The organism is Sanguibacter antarcticus (genome assembly GCF_002564005.1).
Lineage (GTDB): Bacteria > Actinomycetota > Actinomycetes > Actinomycetales > Cellulomonadaceae > Sanguibacter > Sanguibacter antarcticus.
This window is the reverse complement of record NZ_PDJG01000001.1, coordinates 1373955-1392137: the sequence shown is the minus strand read 5'-3', so window position 1 is coordinate 1392137 and position 18183 is coordinate 1373955. Positions and strand designations below refer to the sequence as shown.

16 protein-coding genes are annotated in these 18183 nt (G+C 68.6%); 11 read left to right on the top strand and 5 right to left on the bottom strand.

Going from position 1 to position 18183, the window contains the following annotated elements:
* The first annotated feature begins 4 nt into the window (after nt 1-4).
* The 3 genes from ATL42_RS06285 to ATL42_RS06275 all read left to right on the top strand — a co-directional run bounded on the left by ATL42_RS06285 (nt 5) and on the right by ATL42_RS06275 (nt 5496).
* Nucleotides 5-1687 carry a CTP synthase gene (locus ATL42_RS06285; RefSeq protein ID WP_098454616.1) on the top strand — a complete coding sequence of 561 codons (1683 nt, stop codon included), beginning with the start codon at nt 5-7 and terminating at the stop codon, nt 1685-1687.
* Nucleotides 1684-2343 (top strand): NUDIX domain-containing protein, encoded by a 660-nt coding sequence (locus tag ATL42_RS06280; RefSeq protein WP_098454615.1) that lies wholly within the window; start codon nt 1684-1686, stop codon nt 2341-2343. Before ATL42_RS06285 ends, ATL42_RS06280 begins: the two co-directional genes overlap by 4 nt.
* A gap of 372 nt (nt 2344-2715) precedes the next feature.
* Complete coding sequence (locus ATL42_RS06275; RefSeq protein ID WP_098454614.1) at nt 2716-5496, top strand: glycoside hydrolase family 48 protein; 2781 nt, start codon at nt 2716-2718, stop codon at nt 5494-5496.
* 131 nt (nt 5497-5627) lie between these two features.
* Here the strand turns inward: ATL42_RS06275 and ATL42_RS06270 are convergent, their stop codons facing one another.
* The 3 genes from ATL42_RS06270 to ATL42_RS06260 form a co-directional block, all read right to left on the bottom strand.
* On the bottom strand, nt 5628-6581 hold the full coding sequence (locus ATL42_RS06270) for a COX15/CtaA family protein (RefSeq protein WP_425443188.1): 954 nt from the start codon (nt 6579-6581) through the stop codon (nt 5628-5630).
* Between the two features lie 87 nt (nt 6582-6668).
* Nucleotides 6669-7481: an ABC transporter permease gene (locus ATL42_RS06265; protein ID WP_098454612.1), complete on the bottom strand. Its 813-nt coding sequence runs from the start codon at nt 7479-7481 to the stop codon at nt 6669-6671.
* A complete protein-coding gene (locus tag ATL42_RS06260; protein ID WP_098454611.1) occupies nt 7478-8398 on the bottom strand; it encodes an ABC transporter ATP-binding protein in 921 nt (306 codons plus the stop codon). Before ATL42_RS06260 ends, ATL42_RS06265 begins: the two co-directional genes overlap by 4 nt.
* A 129-nt stretch (nt 8399-8527) precedes the next feature.
* Here ATL42_RS06260 and ATL42_RS06255 point away from each other — a divergent pair, with 129 nt between their 5' ends.
* The 8 genes from ATL42_RS06255 (at nt 8528) to ATL42_RS06220 (ending at nt 15493) form a co-directional block, all read left to right on the top strand.
* Nucleotides 8528-9229, top strand: coding sequence for a helix-turn-helix transcriptional regulator (locus ATL42_RS06255; RefSeq protein ID WP_245862200.1), 702 nt, complete (start codon nt 8528-8530; stop codon nt 9227-9229).
* Nucleotides 9230-9326: 97 nt separating this feature from the next.
* Nucleotides 9327-10775 (top strand): Fe-S cluster assembly protein SufB, encoded by a 1449-nt coding sequence (sufB, locus tag ATL42_RS06250; protein ID WP_098454609.1) that lies wholly within the window; start codon nt 9327-9329, stop codon nt 10773-10775.
* On the top strand, nt 10775-12019 hold the full coding sequence (gene sufD, locus ATL42_RS06245) for a Fe-S cluster assembly protein SufD (RefSeq protein WP_098454608.1): 1245 nt from the start codon (nt 10775-10777) through the stop codon (nt 12017-12019). Before sufB ends, sufD begins: the two co-directional genes overlap by 1 nt.
* On the top strand, nt 12016-12360 hold the full coding sequence (locus ATL42_RS06240) for a non-heme iron oxygenase ferredoxin subunit (protein WP_098454607.1): 345 nt from the start codon (nt 12016-12018) through the stop codon (nt 12358-12360). Before sufD ends, ATL42_RS06240 begins: the two co-directional genes overlap by 4 nt.
* 11 nt (nt 12361-12371) lie before the next feature.
* Nucleotides 12372-13133, top strand: a complete 762-nt coding sequence (gene sufC, locus ATL42_RS06235; RefSeq protein ID WP_098454606.1) for a Fe-S cluster assembly ATPase SufC — start codon at nt 12372-12374, stop codon at nt 13131-13133.
* An 84-nt stretch (nt 13134-13217) separates the two neighbouring features.
* Complete coding sequence (locus ATL42_RS06230; protein ID WP_425443187.1) at nt 13218-14579, top strand: cysteine desulfurase; 1362 nt, start codon at nt 13218-13220, stop codon at nt 14577-14579.
* A 13-nt stretch (nt 14580-14592) separates the two neighbouring features.
* Nucleotides 14593-15114, top strand: coding sequence for a Fe-S cluster assembly sulfur transfer protein SufU (gene sufU, locus ATL42_RS06225; RefSeq protein ID WP_098454604.1), 522 nt, complete (start codon nt 14593-14595; stop codon nt 15112-15114).
* A 28-nt stretch (nt 15115-15142) separates the two neighbouring features.
* Nucleotides 15143-15493 carry a metal-sulfur cluster assembly factor gene (locus tag ATL42_RS06220; RefSeq protein WP_098454603.1) on the top strand — a complete coding sequence of 117 codons (351 nt, stop codon included), beginning with the start codon at nt 15143-15145 and terminating at the stop codon, nt 15491-15493.
* Nucleotides 15494-15905: 412 nt separating this feature from the next.
* Here ATL42_RS06220 and feoB read toward each other — a convergent pair whose 3' ends face one another.
* Entirely contained in the window at nt 15906-17897 is a 1992-nt protein-coding gene (feoB, locus tag ATL42_RS06210) for a ferrous iron transporter B (protein WP_245862197.1), read from the bottom strand.
* On the bottom strand, nt 17894-18169 hold the full coding sequence (locus tag ATL42_RS06205; protein ID WP_143556706.1) for a FeoA domain-containing protein: 276 nt from the start codon (nt 18167-18169) through the stop codon (nt 17894-17896). Before ATL42_RS06205 ends, feoB begins: the two co-directional genes overlap by 4 nt.
* Between the last annotated feature and the right edge of the window lie 14 nt (nt 18170-18183).

The window sequence follows — 18183 nt, the reverse complement described above, 5'->3', positions numbered from 1 at the left end:
CCCCGTGGCAGACCATGTGAAGAGGCTCCAGTCCAACAACCGCTCCCGGTCGGAAAATACGACACGGCACATCTTCGTGACCGGAGGCGTCGCCTCCTCGCTCGGCAAAGGACTGACGGCTTCTAGCCTCGGTCGCCTGCTGCGTGCCCGTGGGCTCCGGGTGACGATGCAAAAGCTCGACCCGTATCTCAATGTTGATCCAGGGACGATGAACCCGTTCCAGCACGGTGAAGTTTTCGTCACCGAGGACGGCGCCGAGACAGATCTCGACATCGGGCACTACGAGCGGTTCCTCGACGTCAACCTTGCTGCTGCGGCCAACGTCACCACCGGCCAGATCTACTCGCAGGTGATCGCGAAGGAGCGTCGCGGCGAGTACCTCGGCGACACGGTCCAGGTCATCCCGCACATCACCGACGAGATCAAGCGCCGCATGCGCGCCCAGGCAGGCGACGACGTCGACGTCATCATCACCGAGGTCGGTGGCACGGTCGGAGACATCGAGTCGCAACCCTTCCTCGAGGCTGCGCGCCAGGTGCGCCACGAGCTGGGCCGCGACGACGTCTTCTTCCTCCACGTCTCGCTCGTGCCGTACATCGGCCCGAGCGGCGAGCTCAAGACGAAGCCGACCCAGCACTCGGTCGCGGCGCTGCGCAGCATCGGCATCCAGCCGGACGCGATCGTGCTCCGCGCCGACCGAGACGTGCCCGAGGCCACCAAGCGGAAGATCGCGCTCATGTGCGACGTCGACAACGAGGCTGTCATCACGTGCAAGGACGCGCCGAGCATCTACGATATCCCGCGCGTCATCCATTCTGAGGGTCTCGACGCCTACGTCGTCCGACGCCTCGCCATGCCGTTCCACGACGTCGACTGGGAGGGCTGGTCACAGCTTCTCGAGCGTGTCCACGAGCCGGAGCACCGCGTCGAGATCGCTCTCGTGGGCAAGTACATCGACCTTCCCGATGCGTATCTGTCGGTGACCGAGGCCATGCGGGCAGGCGGGTTCGCGAACGATGCGAAGGTCGTCATCCGTTGGGTCCCGTCCGACGAGTGCCAGACGCGAGAGGGCGCCGAGGCGTCGCTCGCCGGGGTGGATGCCGTGCTCGTGCCCGGAGGCTTCGGTGTCCGCGGCATCGAGGGGAAGCTCGGGGCTCTGCGCTGGGCCCGCGAAGGGCTCGTCCCCACGCTCGGGATCTGCTTGGGCCTCCAGTCGATGGTCATCGAGTTCGCACGCAACGTGCTCGGTCTCGAGAACGCGTCGTCGTCGGAGTTCGACCCCCGGTGCGAGCACCCGGTCATCGCGACCATGGAGGAGCAGCACGCGTTCGTCGAGGGTGCCGGTGATCTTGGTGGGACTATGCGCCTCGGCGCGTACGACGCGGTGCTCCGACCAGGCTCGCTCGCTGCGCAGACCTACGGCGAGGAGCTCGTCTCCGAGCGGCACCGGCACCGCTACGAGGTGAACAACGCCTACCGCGAGCAGCTCGAGGCCGCGGGACTCGCGATGAGCGGGACCTCGCCCGACTCGACTCTCGTCGAGTTCGTCGAGCTCGACCGCTCGGTGCACCCGTACTACATCTCGACGCAGGCTCACCCGGAGTTCAAGTCTCGTCCGACCCGTGCCCACCCGCTCTTCGAGGGGCTCGTCAAGGCTGCTCTGGTGCGGCAGGGCGTGTCGGTGTGACGAGCGAGGAGTCGCGTCCGACGAGTCGGGACGTCAGCTCGGCTCCAGCCGACGTCAGCGCTCCCCGGGAGGTGCTCAGCCACGACCTGCTCTACACCGGTCGAATCTTTGACCTGGTCAGCGACGAGGTCGACCTCGGGCACACGCGGGTGCGCCGCGAGTACATCGACCACCCGGGTGCCGTCGCGGTCATCGTCCTCGACGACTCCGACCGGGTGCTGCTGCTTAAGCAGTACCGTCACCCGGTCCGCCGAGAGCTGTGGGAGCCACCGGCCGGCCTGCTCGACGTGTCAGGAGAGCCCGCACAGGTCGCTGCCGCGCGGGAGCTGGCCGAGGAAGCCGACCTCGTGGCCGCGTCCTGGCACGTGCTCGTGGACTACTTCACGACTCCCGGCGGGAACAACGAGGCGCTCCGGGTCTTCCTGGCTCGTGACGTCTCACCGGTCCCAGAGTCCGAGCGTCACGTCCGCGAGGACGAGGAAGCCGACATCAGCGTGAGGTGGGTGCCGCTCGACGACGCAGTGACCGCGGTGCTGGCCGGTGACGTCCACAACCCTTCAGCTGTGGTGGGGCTGCTCGCTGCGGCGGTCTCCAAGGCTGGCGGCTGGGCCAGCCTGCGCCCGGCGGACGCTCCGTGGCCGGAGCGCCGGAGCTGATACCCGTCTAGCTCGCCACAGTCGAGCGGCCCGCTCAGAGAGTCCTCGTCACAGAGCCCGGCATGCTCGTGGTCCGGCGCTCGGACGTCGCACGCTGCCCTCATCTGCGGGCGGGGTGAATCCGAAGCGTGAAACGGTTAAGGCTCTCGATTTCTGGTTCGAGCCTGCCAGGGTAGGTGCAGGCCGTCACCAGGCCAGGCCTGTGGTCGTTGCAGGACTGGCAGCATCGTCCAACGGCGGACGATGGACAGTGACGTCCTGAGCGTGACCTACCTCCGATGTCGTGGGTGTGGGAGCGCTCTCACCTACTGGCACCGTGGCTGGTCGCGCTCGATGCGCACCGTGTGCCGGTCCCACAGAGAGGGAAGTCACATGCTCAGACAATCCCGACGAGCTCCCTGGGCAGCGGTCGCTGCCCTCGGAGCCGGATCGATCGTCGCACTGGCCGGGCTCCAGCCCGCACAGGCAGCGGCGCCACCGGCGGTCGACACGACGCGGTCCACCACAGCCGCGGTGCTTCCCGCCGCAGATGCGGTGGACGGCGAGTACACGCAACGGTTCCTGGAGCTCTACGACAAGATCCACGACCCCGCCAACGGCTACTTCAGTCCCCAGGGGATCCCGTACCACTCGGTCGAGACTCTCATCGTCGAGGCGCCCGACTACGGTCACGAGACGACGTCGGAGGCCTACAGCTTCTGGATCTGGCTCGAAGCGGCCTACGGTCAGGCGACCGGCGACTGGGCGCCGTTCAACGACGCGTGGACGACGATGGAGACGTACATGATCCCGCAGTCGGCGGACCAGCCGACGAACTCCTTCTACAACCCGCAGAGCCCGGGGACCTACGCGTCCGAGTACGACCACCCCAGCCAGTACCCCTCGGCGCTCAACAGCGGCGTCTCCACCGGCGTCGACCCCATCGCCAACGAGCTCAAGACGACCTACGGGACGTCGGACATCTACGGGATGCACTGGCTCGCCGACGTCGACAACAAGTATGGGTTCGGCGCTGCCCCAGGAGCCGGGTGCGAGCTCGGCCCGTCGTCTACCGGCACCTCCTACATCAACACGTTCCAGCGCGGTCCGCAGGAATCGGTCTGGGAGACAGTCCCACAGCCCTCGTGCGACGAGTTCACGTACGGCGGCACCAACGGCTATCTCGACCTCTTCACACAGGACGCGAACTACGCCAAGCAGTGGAAGTACACGAACGCGCCGGACGCCGACGCACGCGCGATCGACGCAGCGTACTGGGCCTACACCTGGGCGAACGAGCAGGGCAAGGCCAGCGACGTGGCAGCCACGGTCTCCAAGGCATCGAAGATGGGGGACTACCTCCGGTACTCGATGTATGACAAGTACTTCAAGGCGATCGGCTGCACGAGCCTGACCTGCGCAGCAGGTACAGGGAAGGACAGCTCGCACTACCTCATGTCCTGGTACTACGCCTGGGGCGGTTCTCTCGACACGTCCTCCGGCTGGGCCTGGCGGATCGGCTCGAGCGCGAGCCACTTCGGCTACCAGAACCCCATGGCCGCCTGGGCGCTCTCGACGCAGTCGGCCCTCGAGCCCGCATCGCCGACCGGAGCAGGAGACTGGGGCAAGAGCCTCGACCGCCAGCTCGAGTTCTACGCCTGGCTGCAGTCCGCCGAAGGCGGCATCGCCGGCGGCGCGACGAACAGCTGGGACGGGGACTACGGCACACCGCCAGCAGGTACCCCGACCTTCTACGGCATGGGCTACACGGAGGCGCCTGTCTACCACGACCCGCCCTCCAACGAGTGGTTCGGCATGCAGGCCTGGTCGATGGAACGGGTCGCGCAGCTCTACTACGCCTCAGGGAACGCCGAAGCGAAGGCGATCCTCGACAAGTGGGTGCCCTGGGCCCTCGCCAACACCGACGCCACCGGCGGCGCCGACTGGTCCATCCCGTCGAGCCTCGGCTGGTCCGGCGCGCCTGACACGTGGGACGCCACGAACCCTGGCGCCAACACAGGGCTGCACGTGACCGTCACGTCCACCGGCCAAGACGTCGGCGTCGCCGGCGCCTACGCCAGGACGCTCATGTACTACGCCGCGAAGTCCGGGGACGCTGAGTCCAAGGCTGTCGCCAAGTCGCTCCTCGACAGCATCTGGACCTATGACCAGGATGCCATCGGCGTCTCGACGACAGAGGTCCGCGAGGACTTCAAGCGCTTCGACGACGTCTTGACGGACACGACCGGCGACGGTCTCTACGTGCCTGCAGGCTGGACCGGGACGATGCCCAACGGGGACGACATCGTCGCAGGCAAGAGCTTCCTCGACATCCGCAGCTGGTACCTCGACGATCCTGACTGGCCCAAGGTCCAGGCCTACCTCGACGGAGGTGCCGCACCGGAGTTCAACTACCACCGGTTCTGGGCGCAGACCGCGGTCGCGACCGCGCTCGCAGACTACGACCGGCTGTTCTCCGAGGGGACGGTCGACCCGACGCCGGACCCGACCACGGACCCGACGACGGATCCCACCACGGACCCGACGACGGATCCCACGACGGACCCGGCTGACACGAGCTCGCCGACCGTCCCGGCAGGCCTGACGGCCGGGACCACCACCACGTCGAGCATCCCGCTGACCTGGACCGCCTCGACCGACAACGTCGCCGTCACCGGCTACGACGTCTACCAGGGCACCGTGAAGATCGCCTCGACCACGACGCCCAGCTACACCGTCACCGGACTGACCGCTGACACCGCCTACACCTTCTCCGTCCGCGCCAAGGACGCAGCAGCCAACGTCTCCGCAGCCAGCGCAGCCGTCACCGCCAGCACCAAGGCAGCCACCACCACACCCGCCGGAGCCTGCAAGGTCACCTACTCGACCAACGACTGGAACACCGGCTTCACCGGCTCGGCGAAGATCACCAACACCTCCAGCACCGCACTGAGCGCCTGGACCCTGGCCTTCACCTTCCCCGCCGGACAGCAGATCAGCCAGGGATGGTCAGCCATCTTCACCCAGACCGGAACCACCGTCAGCGCCGCCAACCAGGCCTGGAACGGAACCCTCGCCGCCGGAGCCTCCGTCGACATCGGCTTCAATGCCACCCACACCGGCACCAACACAGCACCCAGCACCTTCACCCTCAACGGCACCACCTGCAGCTAGCACCACCCGCACTACCCGCACGACCAGCTCGAACGCCTGGTGCCCGTGTCTCTCGTCGAGAGGCACGGGCACCAGGTCGTCCAGCACCAGATGGTGGCTGGGTCGAGACGAGCGGTGAACGCGTGCGGGGCTCAGGCAGGGAGCGACGAGCGGGTGCGAAACGCTCCGGGAACCCGTGCGGCGCCGGCTGTCAGCGCCGCGGCGCCGAGCATGTGGAGCCCGACGAGGATCTCGGGGAGGCCGGTGAAGTACTGCACGTAGCCGATCGCACCCTGCGCGAGGGTGAGGGCGAGCAGCACGACCACGACTCGTCGTGCGTGCGGTACCTCCGGACGGGTCCGCCAGACGAAGATCGTGAGCGTGACGAGCAGAGCGAGGAACAGCCAGACGGCTACCGAGTGGAACCGTGTGACGTGAGCCGGGTCGAGAGCGAAGCGGTAGCCGACCTCGGCGTCGCCCGAGTGCGGGCCCGAGCCGGTCACGACGACGCCGAGCACGAGCACCGGGACGAGGGCGAGCTCGAGCAGCCAGGTGAGCCGGCGGACGCGGGGTGCGACGAGCGGGACACGCGGGCCGTCACCTTCAGCGGCGCGGTCGAGCAGGATCGCGGAGACCGCGACGAGCGCCATCGAGATGAGCAGGTGCCCTCCGACGATGGCGGGGTGGAGGTCGACGAGGACGGTGATCCCACCGATGACCGCCTGGACGACCACACCGACGAGGGGAGCGAGGCCCAAGAGCCGATAGGACATCGATCGGGATCGATTGGTCCATACGAGGATCGCCACCGCGATCGCGAGCACCCCGAGCACACCGGTGAGGGTCCGGTTGCCGAACTCGATGAAGGGATGGATCGAGGAGGCGTCGTGGAACGACGGAGTGAACTCGCCAGGCTCGCACAAGGGCCAGGTCGAGCACCCCAGGCCTGAACCGGTCAGGCGCACCGCGCCTCCGGTCCCGACGATGGCGATCTGGCCGACGAGGTTCGCGATGATCGCAGGCCGGGTCCAGCGCTGGACGATGGCTGCCCACGACCGTCGGCTCGATCTGGCGGTCTGTGCGGTCGGTGTCGGCAGGGTGCTCACGCTCCAACCGTAGTGGTCACCCGACGCGGGACCGGCCCCCATGGTCTGTGAGATGTGTCCGGTCGGCAGGGGCGCAGGACGGAGGCGTCAGTCCCACTTGAAGAGCTTGCCCGCACCCCAGCCGAGCCCGACGGTCCAGGCGACGAGGACGACGAGCGAGAAGGCCGGGATCGAGCCGTCGAAGAACGAGCCCCGCACGGCTTCCCCGAGAGCGCCGGAGGGCAGCAGCAGAGCTGCGTGGCGCAGGGCGTCGGGCAGCTGCTCGGCGGGGATGAGCACTGCGCCCAGGACGGTGAGCAGCACGAGCACGATGTTCGCGATGGCGAGCACACCCTCGGCGCGCAGCGTCCCGGCGAGCAGCATCGCGAGGGAGGTGAACGCCGCGGTGCCCAGGAGCACCGAGAGCAGCGCGAGCGGGATGCCGGCCAGGTCCGGGCGCCACCCCAGCCCGAGGGCGACCGCCGAGATCACGACGACCTGGACCGCCTCGACGGTGAGCACCCCGATGATCTTCGCGGTGAGCAGACCGTCACGGCCCAGCGGTGTCGTGGCCATGAGGCGGAGCACACCGTTGCGTCGGTCGAAGGCTGTCGCGATCGCCTGGGACGTGAAGGCGGCACTCATGACTGCGAGTGCGATGACGCCCGGTGTGATGAAGTCGATACGGGAGCGTCCGCCCGTGTCGAAGTCGATGATCGAGGTCTGCGAGAGCCCGACGAGCGCCATGACGGGGAGCAGGATCGTCACCATGAGCTGCTCGCCGTTGCGCAGGATCGTCTTCGCCTCGAAGGTCGCCTGCGCGAGCACCCTGCGTCGCGCGGGCGCTGCGCCGGCGGTGCTGGGGGGCAGAACAGGCCGGGATGCTGTGGGCTGGTCGCTCGGCGGCGTGGACGAGGTCATCGCAGGCTCCGTCCGGTGAGGTCGAGGAAGACGTCTTCGAGGGTGCGTCGGCCGGTCGAGAGCCGGGAGAGGAGGACGTCGCGGTCGGCACACCAACGGGTGAGGGTGGCCAACGTCGCGGGGACGACGGATCCGCTCACCGTGTAGTGGCCTGGCGTCGTCTCCTGCACACCGGCGCCGAGGGCCGATGCGAGAGAGATCGTCGGGAGCCCCGGTGCTGCTGCGAAGGTGAGAGAGGTTCGTGCGGACGAGTCGATGAGCTCGCTCGGCGAGCCCTGCGCGATGACCTGACCGTGATCGACGATGACCACGTGGTCGGCGAGGTCTTCGGCCTCGTCCATGAGGTGCGTCGTCAGCAGGACGGAGACTCCTTGGGCGCGCAGCGCTCGGACGAGCTCCCACACCGCGTGCCGGCTCTGGGGGTCGAGGCCAGCGCTCGGCTCGTCGAGAAACACGAGCTCCGGGCGGCCCACGAGCGCTGTGGCCATGGCGAGCCGTTGGCGCTGCCCGCCGGAGAGCCGGCGGACCGTGGTGCGGGCGAACCCGGCCAGGCCCAGGCGCTCGACGAGGTCGGGCACGTCCCAGGGATCGGCGTACATCGTCGAGACGTGCTCGAGCAGCTCGAGGGCGCGCACCGACGACGGCAGCCCGCCGTCCTGCAGCATGACGCCGACGCGGGGGCGCAGGCTCGGTCCGTCGGTCAGCGGGTCGAGACCGAGGACACGGACGGTGCCGCCATCAGGCCGCCGCAGCCCTTCGCAGCACTCGATGGTGGTGGTCTTGCCTGCACCGTTGGGTCCGAGGACTGCGGTCACCTGCCCACGAGCGGCGACGAGGTCGAGACTTCGCACGATCTCGTGGTCGTCGTAGCGCTTGACGAGGCCGACGATCTCGACGGCTGGAGCGGTTGGGGGCACGGTGGTCGAGTCTAGTGCGCGCTCGCTGAGAGGTCGGCTACAGACGCAGGTGAGGGTTTCCTACCTTGCGGGAATGGATATACCCAACGAGGATGTTGCCTAATGAATGAGCAACGGAGGGAGAGCGTGATGGACGAGATCGTCGGCGCCCCCGTGCCCGCCGAGCCTGCTGACCACGAGTCCACCACCCGGGCCCGGCTGCTCCAGCTCATCATCGCCGAGGGACCGGTCACGACCGCGTCGCTCGCAGCCACTCTTCACCTGAGCGCCGCAGGGATCCGTCGGCATATCGGGTGTCTCGAGGAAGCGGACCTCGTGACTGTCCGCGAGGTCGGGCGGCGCACCGGAGCGCGTGGGCGTCCGGCTCGTGCCTACGTCGCGACAGAGCGCGCGCACGCGGCGCGCAACGGTGAGTACACCGACATCGCCGCCCAGGCGCTGCGCTTCATCGAAGACGCGGTCGGGGCGCAGGGCGTCGAAGAGTTCGCCAACCGGCGGCTCGCCGCGTTCGAGGAGCGGTATGCCCCTCAGGTCACTGCTCCCGACGTGCGGGGCCGGGTCGAGCAGCTCGCCGCAGCGCTCTCCGCGGACGGCTTCGCCGCCAGCGTCCGGCCCGTCGAAGGAGCCCTGACGGTCCAGCTGTGCCAGGGGCACTGCCCCGTCCAGCACGTCGCAGCGCAGTTTCCCCAGCTGTGCGACGCCGAGTCCAGGGTCTTCTCCCGTCTCCTCGGATCGCACACCCAACGCCTCGTGACCCTCGCCAACGGCGGCCACGTCTGCACCACCAACATCCCTGTCCACACGCCCGCCCGGCCGTCGTCGCCAGGATGAGAGACCACTCTTCGGACGCTGCCGCCCGGCTGGCGTCTTGCACACACTCGATGAACGATCGAACCACCCGTGACCAACGGCTCGTGGAAGGAAACAGATGAGCGCCCCCACGCAAGACACAGCAAATGCTCCAGTGGTACAGAGCGATGACGAGATCATCGCCTCGATCGGCTCGTACGGCTATGGCTGGCACGACAGCGACGAGGCAGGCCGTCTCGCCCGGCGCGGCGTGGACGAGGAGGTCGTCCGCAACATCTCCGCACTGAAGAACGAGCCTGAGTGGATGCTCAAGCTCCGCCTGAAGTCCCTGCGGCTGTTCGACAAGAAGCCGATGCCGAACTGGGGCAGCGACCTGTCCGGGATCGACTTCGACAACATCAAGTACTTCGTGCGCTCCACGGAGAAGCAGGCGACGACGTGGGACGACCTCCCCGACGACATCAAGGAGACCTACGACCGTCTCGGTATCCCCGAGGCCGAGAAGCAGCGTCTCGTCTCCGGTGTCGCGGCACAGTACGAGTCCGAGGTCGTCTACCACCAGATCCGTGAGGACCTGGAGGAGCAGGGCGTGATCTTCGTCGACACCGACACCGGCCTGCGCGAGTACCCGGAGATCTTCGAGCAGTACTTCGGCTCGGTCATCCCCGCCGGCGACAACAAGTTCGCCTCCCTGAACACCGCGGTGTGGTCTGGCGGATCGTTCGTCTACGTCCCTCCGGGCGTCCACGTCGACATCCCGCTCCAGGCGTACTTCCGCATCAACACCGAGAACATGGGCCAGTTCGAGCGGACGCTCATCATCGCCGACGAGGGCTCGTACGTGCACTACGTCGAGGGCTGCACCGCGCCGATCTACCAGAGCGACTCGCTGCACTCGGCCGTCGTCGAGATCATCGTCAAGAAGAATGCCCGCGTGCGGTACACGACGATCCAGAACTGGTCGAACAACGTGTACAACCTCGTCACGAAGCGCGCTACGGCCGCCGAGGGCGCGACGATGGAGTGGGTCGACGGCAACATCGGCTCGAAGGTCACCATGAAGTACCCGGCGATCTACCTCATGGGCGAGCACGCCCGTGGCGAGACGCTGTCGATCGCGTTCGCCGGCGAGGGCCAGCACCAGGACGCGGGCGCCAAGATGGTGCACGCTGCGCCGCACACGTCGTCGTCGATCGTCTCGAAGTCGGTCGCACGTGGCGGAGGCCGCACGTCGTACCGCGGTCTCGTCCAGGTGCTCGAGGGTGCGTCCCACTCAGCGTCCAACGTGCTCTGCGACGCGCTCCTCGTCGACCAGATCTCGCGCTCGGACACCTACCCGTACGTCGACGTCCGCGAGGACGACGTCTCCATGGGCCACGAGGCGACGGTCTCTCGCGTGAGCGAAGACCAGCTCTTCTACCTCATGTCCCGCGGGATGAAGGAGACCGAGGCCATGGCCATGATCGTGCGCGGGTTCGTCGAGCCCATCGCGCGCGAGCTGCCCATGGAGTACGCGCTCGAGCTCAACCGCCTCATTGAACTCCAGATGGAAGGGTCCGTCGGCTGATGACCACCAGCACCACAGATCACACCCCGGCCGCCGAGGTCCTCAGCACCGACCACACGCGCGCCGTCTCCGAGGGAGCACACTCGCACGGTGCCGGGGGAGTGCCCCAGGGCTCCCGCGCCGAGCGGATCTCGTCCTTCGACCCCGACGTCATCGGTGTGCCGAACGGCCGCGAGGAAGAGTGGCGCTTCTCTCCCGTCGCCAAGCTGGCGCCGCTCTTCGAGCTGGGCCTCAGCACGCACGGCGTCCGGACCACGGTCGTCGAGGCGCCTGAGGTGAAGGTCGAGATCGTCGACCGCGCCGACACGCGTCTCGGCCGGGCAGGCAAGCCCGGTGACCGCAGCGCGGTCGCGGCATGGAGCTCCGTCAAGGAAGCGACCATCGTCACGATCCCGTCACAGGTCGTCGCGTCGTCCGTGACGTCCATCCGTGTCGAGGGCATCGACCTCGCCCCGGCCGCGAGCCACCTGCTCGTCCACGCCGAGGCGCTGAGCGAGTCTGTCGTGGTCCTCGACCACGTCGGTTCTGCGCACCTCACGGAGACCGTCGAGGTGGTCGTCGACGACGGCGCGCACCTCACGCTCGTGAGCGTCCAGGACTGGGCGCCCGACGCGGTCCACGCGAGCTCTCAGCGCATCCGCCTCGGCCGCGACGCCAAGGTCAAGCACATCGTCGTCACGCTCGGTGGCGACGTCGTGCGGGTCACCCCTGACGCGGAGTTCGCCGGCGAGGGCGGCGACGTCGAGATGATCGGTCTCTACTTCGCCGACGCGGGCCAGCACCAGGAGCACCGCCTCTTCGTCGACCACGCCGTGCCGCGCTGCAAGTCCCGCGTCACGTACAAGGGCGCGCTCCAGGGCGCAGCCGCCCACACCGTCTGGATCGGCGACGTGCTCATCCGGGCCGAGGCCGAGGGCACAGACACGTACGAGCTCAACCGCAACCTCGTCCTCTCCGAGGGCGCGCGCGCCGACTCCGTCCCCAACCTCGAGATCGAGACCGGTCTCATCGAGGGTGCCGGCCACGCGAGCGCCACCGGACGCTTCGACGATGAGCAGCTCTTCTACCTCCAGGCTCGAGGCATCACCGAGGGCGAGGCACGACGGCTCGTCGTGCGCGGGTTCTTCGCCGAGCTCATCCAGGCGATCGGTGTCAGCTCCATCGAAGAACGGCTCCTCGAGTCGATCGAGGCCGAGCTCGCCAAGTCGATGAGCGTCATCGAGGCAGGATCCACGGACGCATGACCGCACAGATCGCGTGCTTCACCGGCGACGTCGGGCCGGCCAGCGCACTGAAGGTCGAGCTCGACGACGTGAACGGTCGACCGGTCGAGGTCGCGATCGTCCGCGACGAGGAGGGCGACCTCCACGCCATCTCTGACATCTGCACCCACGGTGCGGTGTCGCTGTCCGAGGGCGAGGTCGAGGGCTGCCTCATCGAGTGCTGGCTGCACGGCTCGCAGTTCGACCTCCGCACCGGCGTGCCTACGAGCCCGCCAGCCATGCGCCCCGTGGCCGTCTACCCGCTGACCGTCGAGGGCGAGCACGTGCTCGTCGACATCGACTCACCCCTGTCGTCTTCTTAGGAGATCCGAGAATGTCCACACTTGAAATCCGTGACCTGCACGTGAGCGTCGACACGAAGGAAGGCCCCAAGCAGATCCTGCGTGGAGTCGACCTGACGATCGAGAGCGGGCGCACGCACGCCATCATGGGCCCGAACGGCTCGGGCAAGTCCACGCTCGCCTACTCTCTCGCCGGGCACCCGAAGTACAAGGTCACCTCCGGGGAGGTCACGCTCGACGGCGAAGACGTCCTCGCGATGTCCGTCGACGAGCGCGCCCGTGCCGGCATGTTCCTCGCGATGCAGTACCCGGTCGAGGTGCCTGGCGTCTCCGTCTCGAACTTCCTGCGGACCGCCAAGACCGCGATCGACGGCAAGGCTCCTGCGCTGCGCACCTGGGTCAAGGACATGAAGGGGGCCATGGAGAACCTGCGCATGGACCCGTCCTTCGCTGAGCGTTCCGTCAACGAGGGCTTCTCCGGTGGCGAGAAGAAGCGCCACGAGATCCTCCAGATGGAGCTCCTCCACCCGAAGATGGCGATCCTCGACGAGACCGACTCCGGCCTCGACGTCGACGCGCTGCGCGTCGTGTCCGAAGGCGTGAACCGTGTGCGTGCCTCGGGCGAGGTGGGCGTCCTGCTCATCACGCACTACACGCGCATCCTGCGCTACATCACCCCCGACTTCGTGCACGTCTTCGTCGACGGACGCATCGCCGAAGAGGGGGGCCCGGAGCTCGCCCAGCGTCTCGAGAACGAGGGCTACGACCGCTTCCTCACCACGGCGACCGCCTGACGGTCGCCCGCTCCACGATGTGATGCACGACGGGAACAGCTCGGTGGTGGCCCCTGACGGGCCACCACCAGGAATCGGGTGATGATGAGTGCGATCGACCAGGCTGTCCCTGTCGTGGGCAGCGGTACAGGAAAAGCCTCTGCACGTGCGGACGCAGGGCGCCGAGCAGGCACGCTGCTGAGCGCGACCGAGCTCGCTGCGGTCCGTGCGGACTTTCCGCTCCTCGCGCGCAGCGTGCGCGGCGGCAAGCCGCTCGTGTATCTCGACTCCGGGGCGACGTCCCAGAAGCCGGATCCCGTCCTCGACGCGGAGCAAGACTTCTACCTTCACCACAACGCCGCCGTGCACCGTGGGGCGCACCAGCTTGCCGAGGAAGCGACCGAAGCGTTCGAGGGAGCCCGGGAGGCTGTAGCGCACTTCGTCGGCGTCGACCCGGACGAGATCGTCTGGACGACGAACGCGACCGCGGGGATCAACCTCGTCGCCTACGCGATGTCCAACGCGACCGCAGGCCGCGGCGGTGCAGCAGCCGAACGGTTCGTCCTGCGGCCGGGAGACGAGATCGTCGTCACCGAGGCCGAGCACCACGCCAACCTCATCCCGTGGCAAGAGCTGGCAGCACGGACCGGTGCTGTGCTGCGCTGGCTCGAGGTCGGCGACGACGGTCGCATCCGCACCGAGCAGGCCGCCGACGTGGTGACCGACCGGACCAAGGTGCTCGCTTTCACGCACGCGTCGAACGTCACGGGAGCCGTCACGGACGTCGCCCCGCTCGTCGCCCGGGCGCGGGCCGTGGGAGCGCTCACCGTCCTCGACGCGTGCCAGAGCGTGCCCAACCTCCCGGTCGACTTCCATGCGCTCGGCGTCGACTTCGCAGCATTCTCCGGGCACAAGATGCTCGGCCCCACCGGCGTCGGCGCGCTGTACGGTCGACGCGAGCTGCTCGAGGCCATGCCGCCCGTCATCACCGGTGGCTCGATGGTCGAGGTGGTCACGATGACCGAGACCACCTACGCCCCGCCGCCGCAGCGCTTCGAAGCGGGCACCCAGATGGTCGCCCAGGCCATCGGCATGGGTGCGGCAGCCCGGTACCTCACCGAGCTCGGGATGGACGCGGTCGCTGCGCACGAGCGCGAGCTCGCTGCACAGCTCCTCACCATCGGCGAGCTCCCAGGAATCCGTATCATCGGGCCGCTCGACACCGTGGACCGTCTGGCGGTCGTCTCGTTCGTCGTCGACGGGGTCCACTCCCACGACGTCGGGCAGATGCTCGACGACGCAGGCATCGCTGTGCGGGTCGGTCACCACTGCGCGCAGCCGCTCCACCGCCGGTTCGGCGTCGCCGCCACGGCGCGCGCCTCCGCGTCGGTCTACACCACCGCTGAAGAGGTCGAGACCTTCCGGGAATCCTTGGGGACGGTCCGCGCGTTCTTCGGACTGACATGAGGAGAGATCACGCATGAGCAGCTCCATGGAAACCCTGTACCAACAGGTCATCCTCGACCACGCGAAGAACCCGCAAGGGAGCGGCCTGGTCGACCTCGACGGGTCGCACCTCGGGAGCGAGTCGCACCAGGTGAACCCGACGTGCGGCGACGAGGTCACCATGCGCGTCCAGTTCGCAGAGAGCGCGGACGGCACGACGGTCGTCGAACGGATCAGCTGGGAAGGCCAGGGGTGCAGCATCTCCCAGGCATCCCTGTCCGTCCTCACCGAGCTCGTCACCGGCAAGGACATCGCGACCAGCGAGCACATCGCCGCCACGTTCCGTGAGCTCATGGGCTCGCGGGGCAAGGGCCTCGACGAGGCACGCGAAGACGAGCTCGGCGACGCCGCAGCCTTCACCGGCGTCTCCCAGTTCCCTGCTCGCGTCAAGTGCGCGATGCTCGGATGGGTCGCGCTCCGTGACACGTTCGCACGGTCAGGACTGCTGACGTCAGACGATCCGACCGCCGTTCCCGCTACACCCCACCACGCCTGAGCACCACCATCGTCTCGGAGGAGAACCCATGAGCAGCGACACAGCGAGCTCGAGCAGCCAGGTGGGCGCCCCGCCCAACGTGGCCGACATCGAAGAGGCACTTCGCGACGTCATCGACCCCGAGCTCGGGATCAACGTCGTCGATCTCGGTCTCATCTACGGTGTCCTCGTCGACCAGAACAACCACGCCGTCATCGACATGACGCTGACATCGGCGGCGTGCCCGCTGACCGACGTCATCGAAGAGCAGGCCGGCCAGGCGCTCGACGGCGTCGTCGACGGTTACCGCATCAACTGGGTCTGGATGCCGCCGTGGGGCCCGGAGAAGATCACCCAGGACGGTAAGGACCAGCTGCGCGCGCTGGGCTTCAACGTCTGAGACGTGCACACCGCACGTCGTACGGAACAGTGCGCAAGGCCCGGACCGTTCGCGGTGCCGGGCCTTGCTGTGTCGTGGCGCGAGCGGTCAGGCCCGAGATGCGCCTGGTCGGTGTCGCGTCACGGTCGTGCTGCGAAAGGACAACCGTGGCAGGAGATCGGGGTGAGCCACCGCGCGCGAGGGGTGCATGTGGGGCATGGCACAGCGGCGCTGGCTGGGAGGGGCGAGGTGGACGAGCGTCCCCCTTCCCGTGGTGGCACCCCGACGGCGCTCGGCTGTCGAAGTGCCTGACCGGCGTCGACCCAGTGGTCGACGAGCGCGGCGGCGAGGTCGTCTGTGATGCCCAGGCGACGAGCCACGGTCGCCGTGCTCGCGCCGGTGCGCAGCTCCCGCAGCACGTCCTCGAGCACGCTCACAGCATCCGCCCGACCTGGAACACGACCACGGCAAGGAACCAGGCCACCGAGAGCTGCACCGCCACAGCCAGTCCGGTCGTGCGCCTGCCGAGGACACGTGCCTGCTCGGCGACGGTCGCCAGGCACGGGGTGTAGGCCAGGACGAAGATCATGAAGGCTGCGGCCGCAGAGCGTGGGTGGCCTCCAGACGACTGCTCGAACGTGGCCGAGAGGGCGTCCCCGAGCGGGCTCGACTCTCCGCCGGCTGCTGGTTCGGCGACAGCGTAGGACTGGGCGAGGCCACCGACCACGACCTCTTTGGCGATGAACCCGGTCATGAGCGCCGAGGTCGCGTGCCAGTCGCCGAAGCCCGCGGGAGTGAACACCGGGGCGAGGAGCTGCGCCGTGGCACCGTAGGCGCTGTCCACGACGGGGACTGCACCGATCTGGTGGTTCCCGTGCACCGGGACAGCGAGAAGCGCCCACACGACGAGGAGCGTCGCGACGACGACGACTCCTGCTCCGCGGACGAAGCCCCAGGTCCGGACCCATGTCGCTGTGGTGATCGAACGAAGACGCGGCCGCTGGTAGCTGGGCAGCACGATGACGAGCGGAGTCGAGCGGACGTCACGAAAGACGGTGGCACGCAAGACGAGACCTGACACGACGACGAGCAGGACGCTCACGACATACATGGCGAGCACGACGAGGGTCGCGTGGTCCGGGAAGAAGACGGTCGCGAGGAGCACGAACACGGTCAGACGTGCGGCGCACGCCGTGTACGGGACGAGGAGCCCGACGAGCAGGCGCTGGCGCCGGTCCGGGAGCGTGCGCGTCGCTGCCAGCGCGGGGACGTTGCAGCCGAAGCCGACGACGAGGGCGAGCACGGCGCGGCCGTCGAGACCGAGCCGTCGCATCGCCCGGTCGGTGACGAGCGCGACGCGAGCGAGATATCCGCTGTCGTCAAGGAGCGCGATCGCGAGGAACATGAGCCCCATCAACGGAGCGAAGGACGCGACGGTTGCGACACCGACGAGGACCCCGTCCACCACGAGGCTCTCGAACCATCCGGCGCCCCACCCCGCGGCGTCGAGCGCGGAGGAGACCGCCGCGGCGACCGGCCCGCTCACGAGCGTGTCGGCTGCCTCCATGAGGGGCGCGGCCACCGAGGTCGCGACAGAGAACAGCGCCCACAGGACGAGGAGCCCGGCGAGCAGCCCCCAGAGCGGGTCGAGGAGGACTCGGTCGATGCGGTCTGTGAGAGTCCGGTGCGGGCCGGGGATGCTGCCACCGGCCCATGGGCCTGCGGGGGACGGCATACGGAGCGCTGTCGTGTCGAGGACGGTACGGACCCACTCGAAGGTGTCTTCGGCGGTCTCCATCAGTGCGTCCTCGGACCAGTCGGTCCCTGCCCCCGGCGGTCCGCTCAGGGGGGCAGGGTGGTCGACGAGGTGCTGGACAGCCTCGTCGAGCGCCGCCAGGCCTTCCCCCGTGCGTGGGTTGATCTCGACGACCGGAACACCGAGCACCGTCTCGAGCGCCACGGCGTCGACCCCACGCCCCCGCGAGCGAGCGACGTCGGCGAGGCTCAGCGCCACGACCGTGGGCACGCGAGTCCGGGCGACGTGCGCGGCCAGGTAGACCGACCGTGCGGGCTCGCTCGCGTCGATCACGAGGACGACCATCTCCGGTGGCTGCTCGTAGGCCCCTGCCAGGACGTCCCGGGTGACCCGCTCGTCCGGGGACCGCGGGACGAGCGAGTAGGTGCCCGGGAGGTCGAGCACCCGTAGGCGGGTCGCCGCGTGTTCCCGGTGGTGCCATGTCCCGGCCGCGAGCTCGACGGTCGTTCCCGGTGCGTTGCGGACGGCGGCTCGCACCCCGGTCAGTGCATTGAAGAGGGTGGACTTGCCGACGTTGGGCGTGCCGACGAGCGCGAGCGTCGGGAGCCGTCCTTCCGTGGTGATGCGCCGGTCGGGCCCTGGCGCCGGGGTGCAGCCAGGGCAGGTCACGGAGCGACCGGACCGGCGCCGGCACCGGTGCTCGCACCAGCGGCGTGCGTCGGGCTGGCGACCAGAACGACGTCGAGGCGGGTGCACGTCACGTGGTCGAGCGCGATCCGGGTCGGGCCGACAGTGACGACCCTGCCACCGAACCCGGCGCGGTGAGCGACCTCGACGAGGGCCCCCGCGCCGAGCCCGAGCTCGCGCATCCGCAACGGGTCGCCCACCGTGTGGGGACTCAGCCGGAGGGGAGTGGCGAAGGGAGCATCAGACAGTCGCATCCTCCGAGACTAGA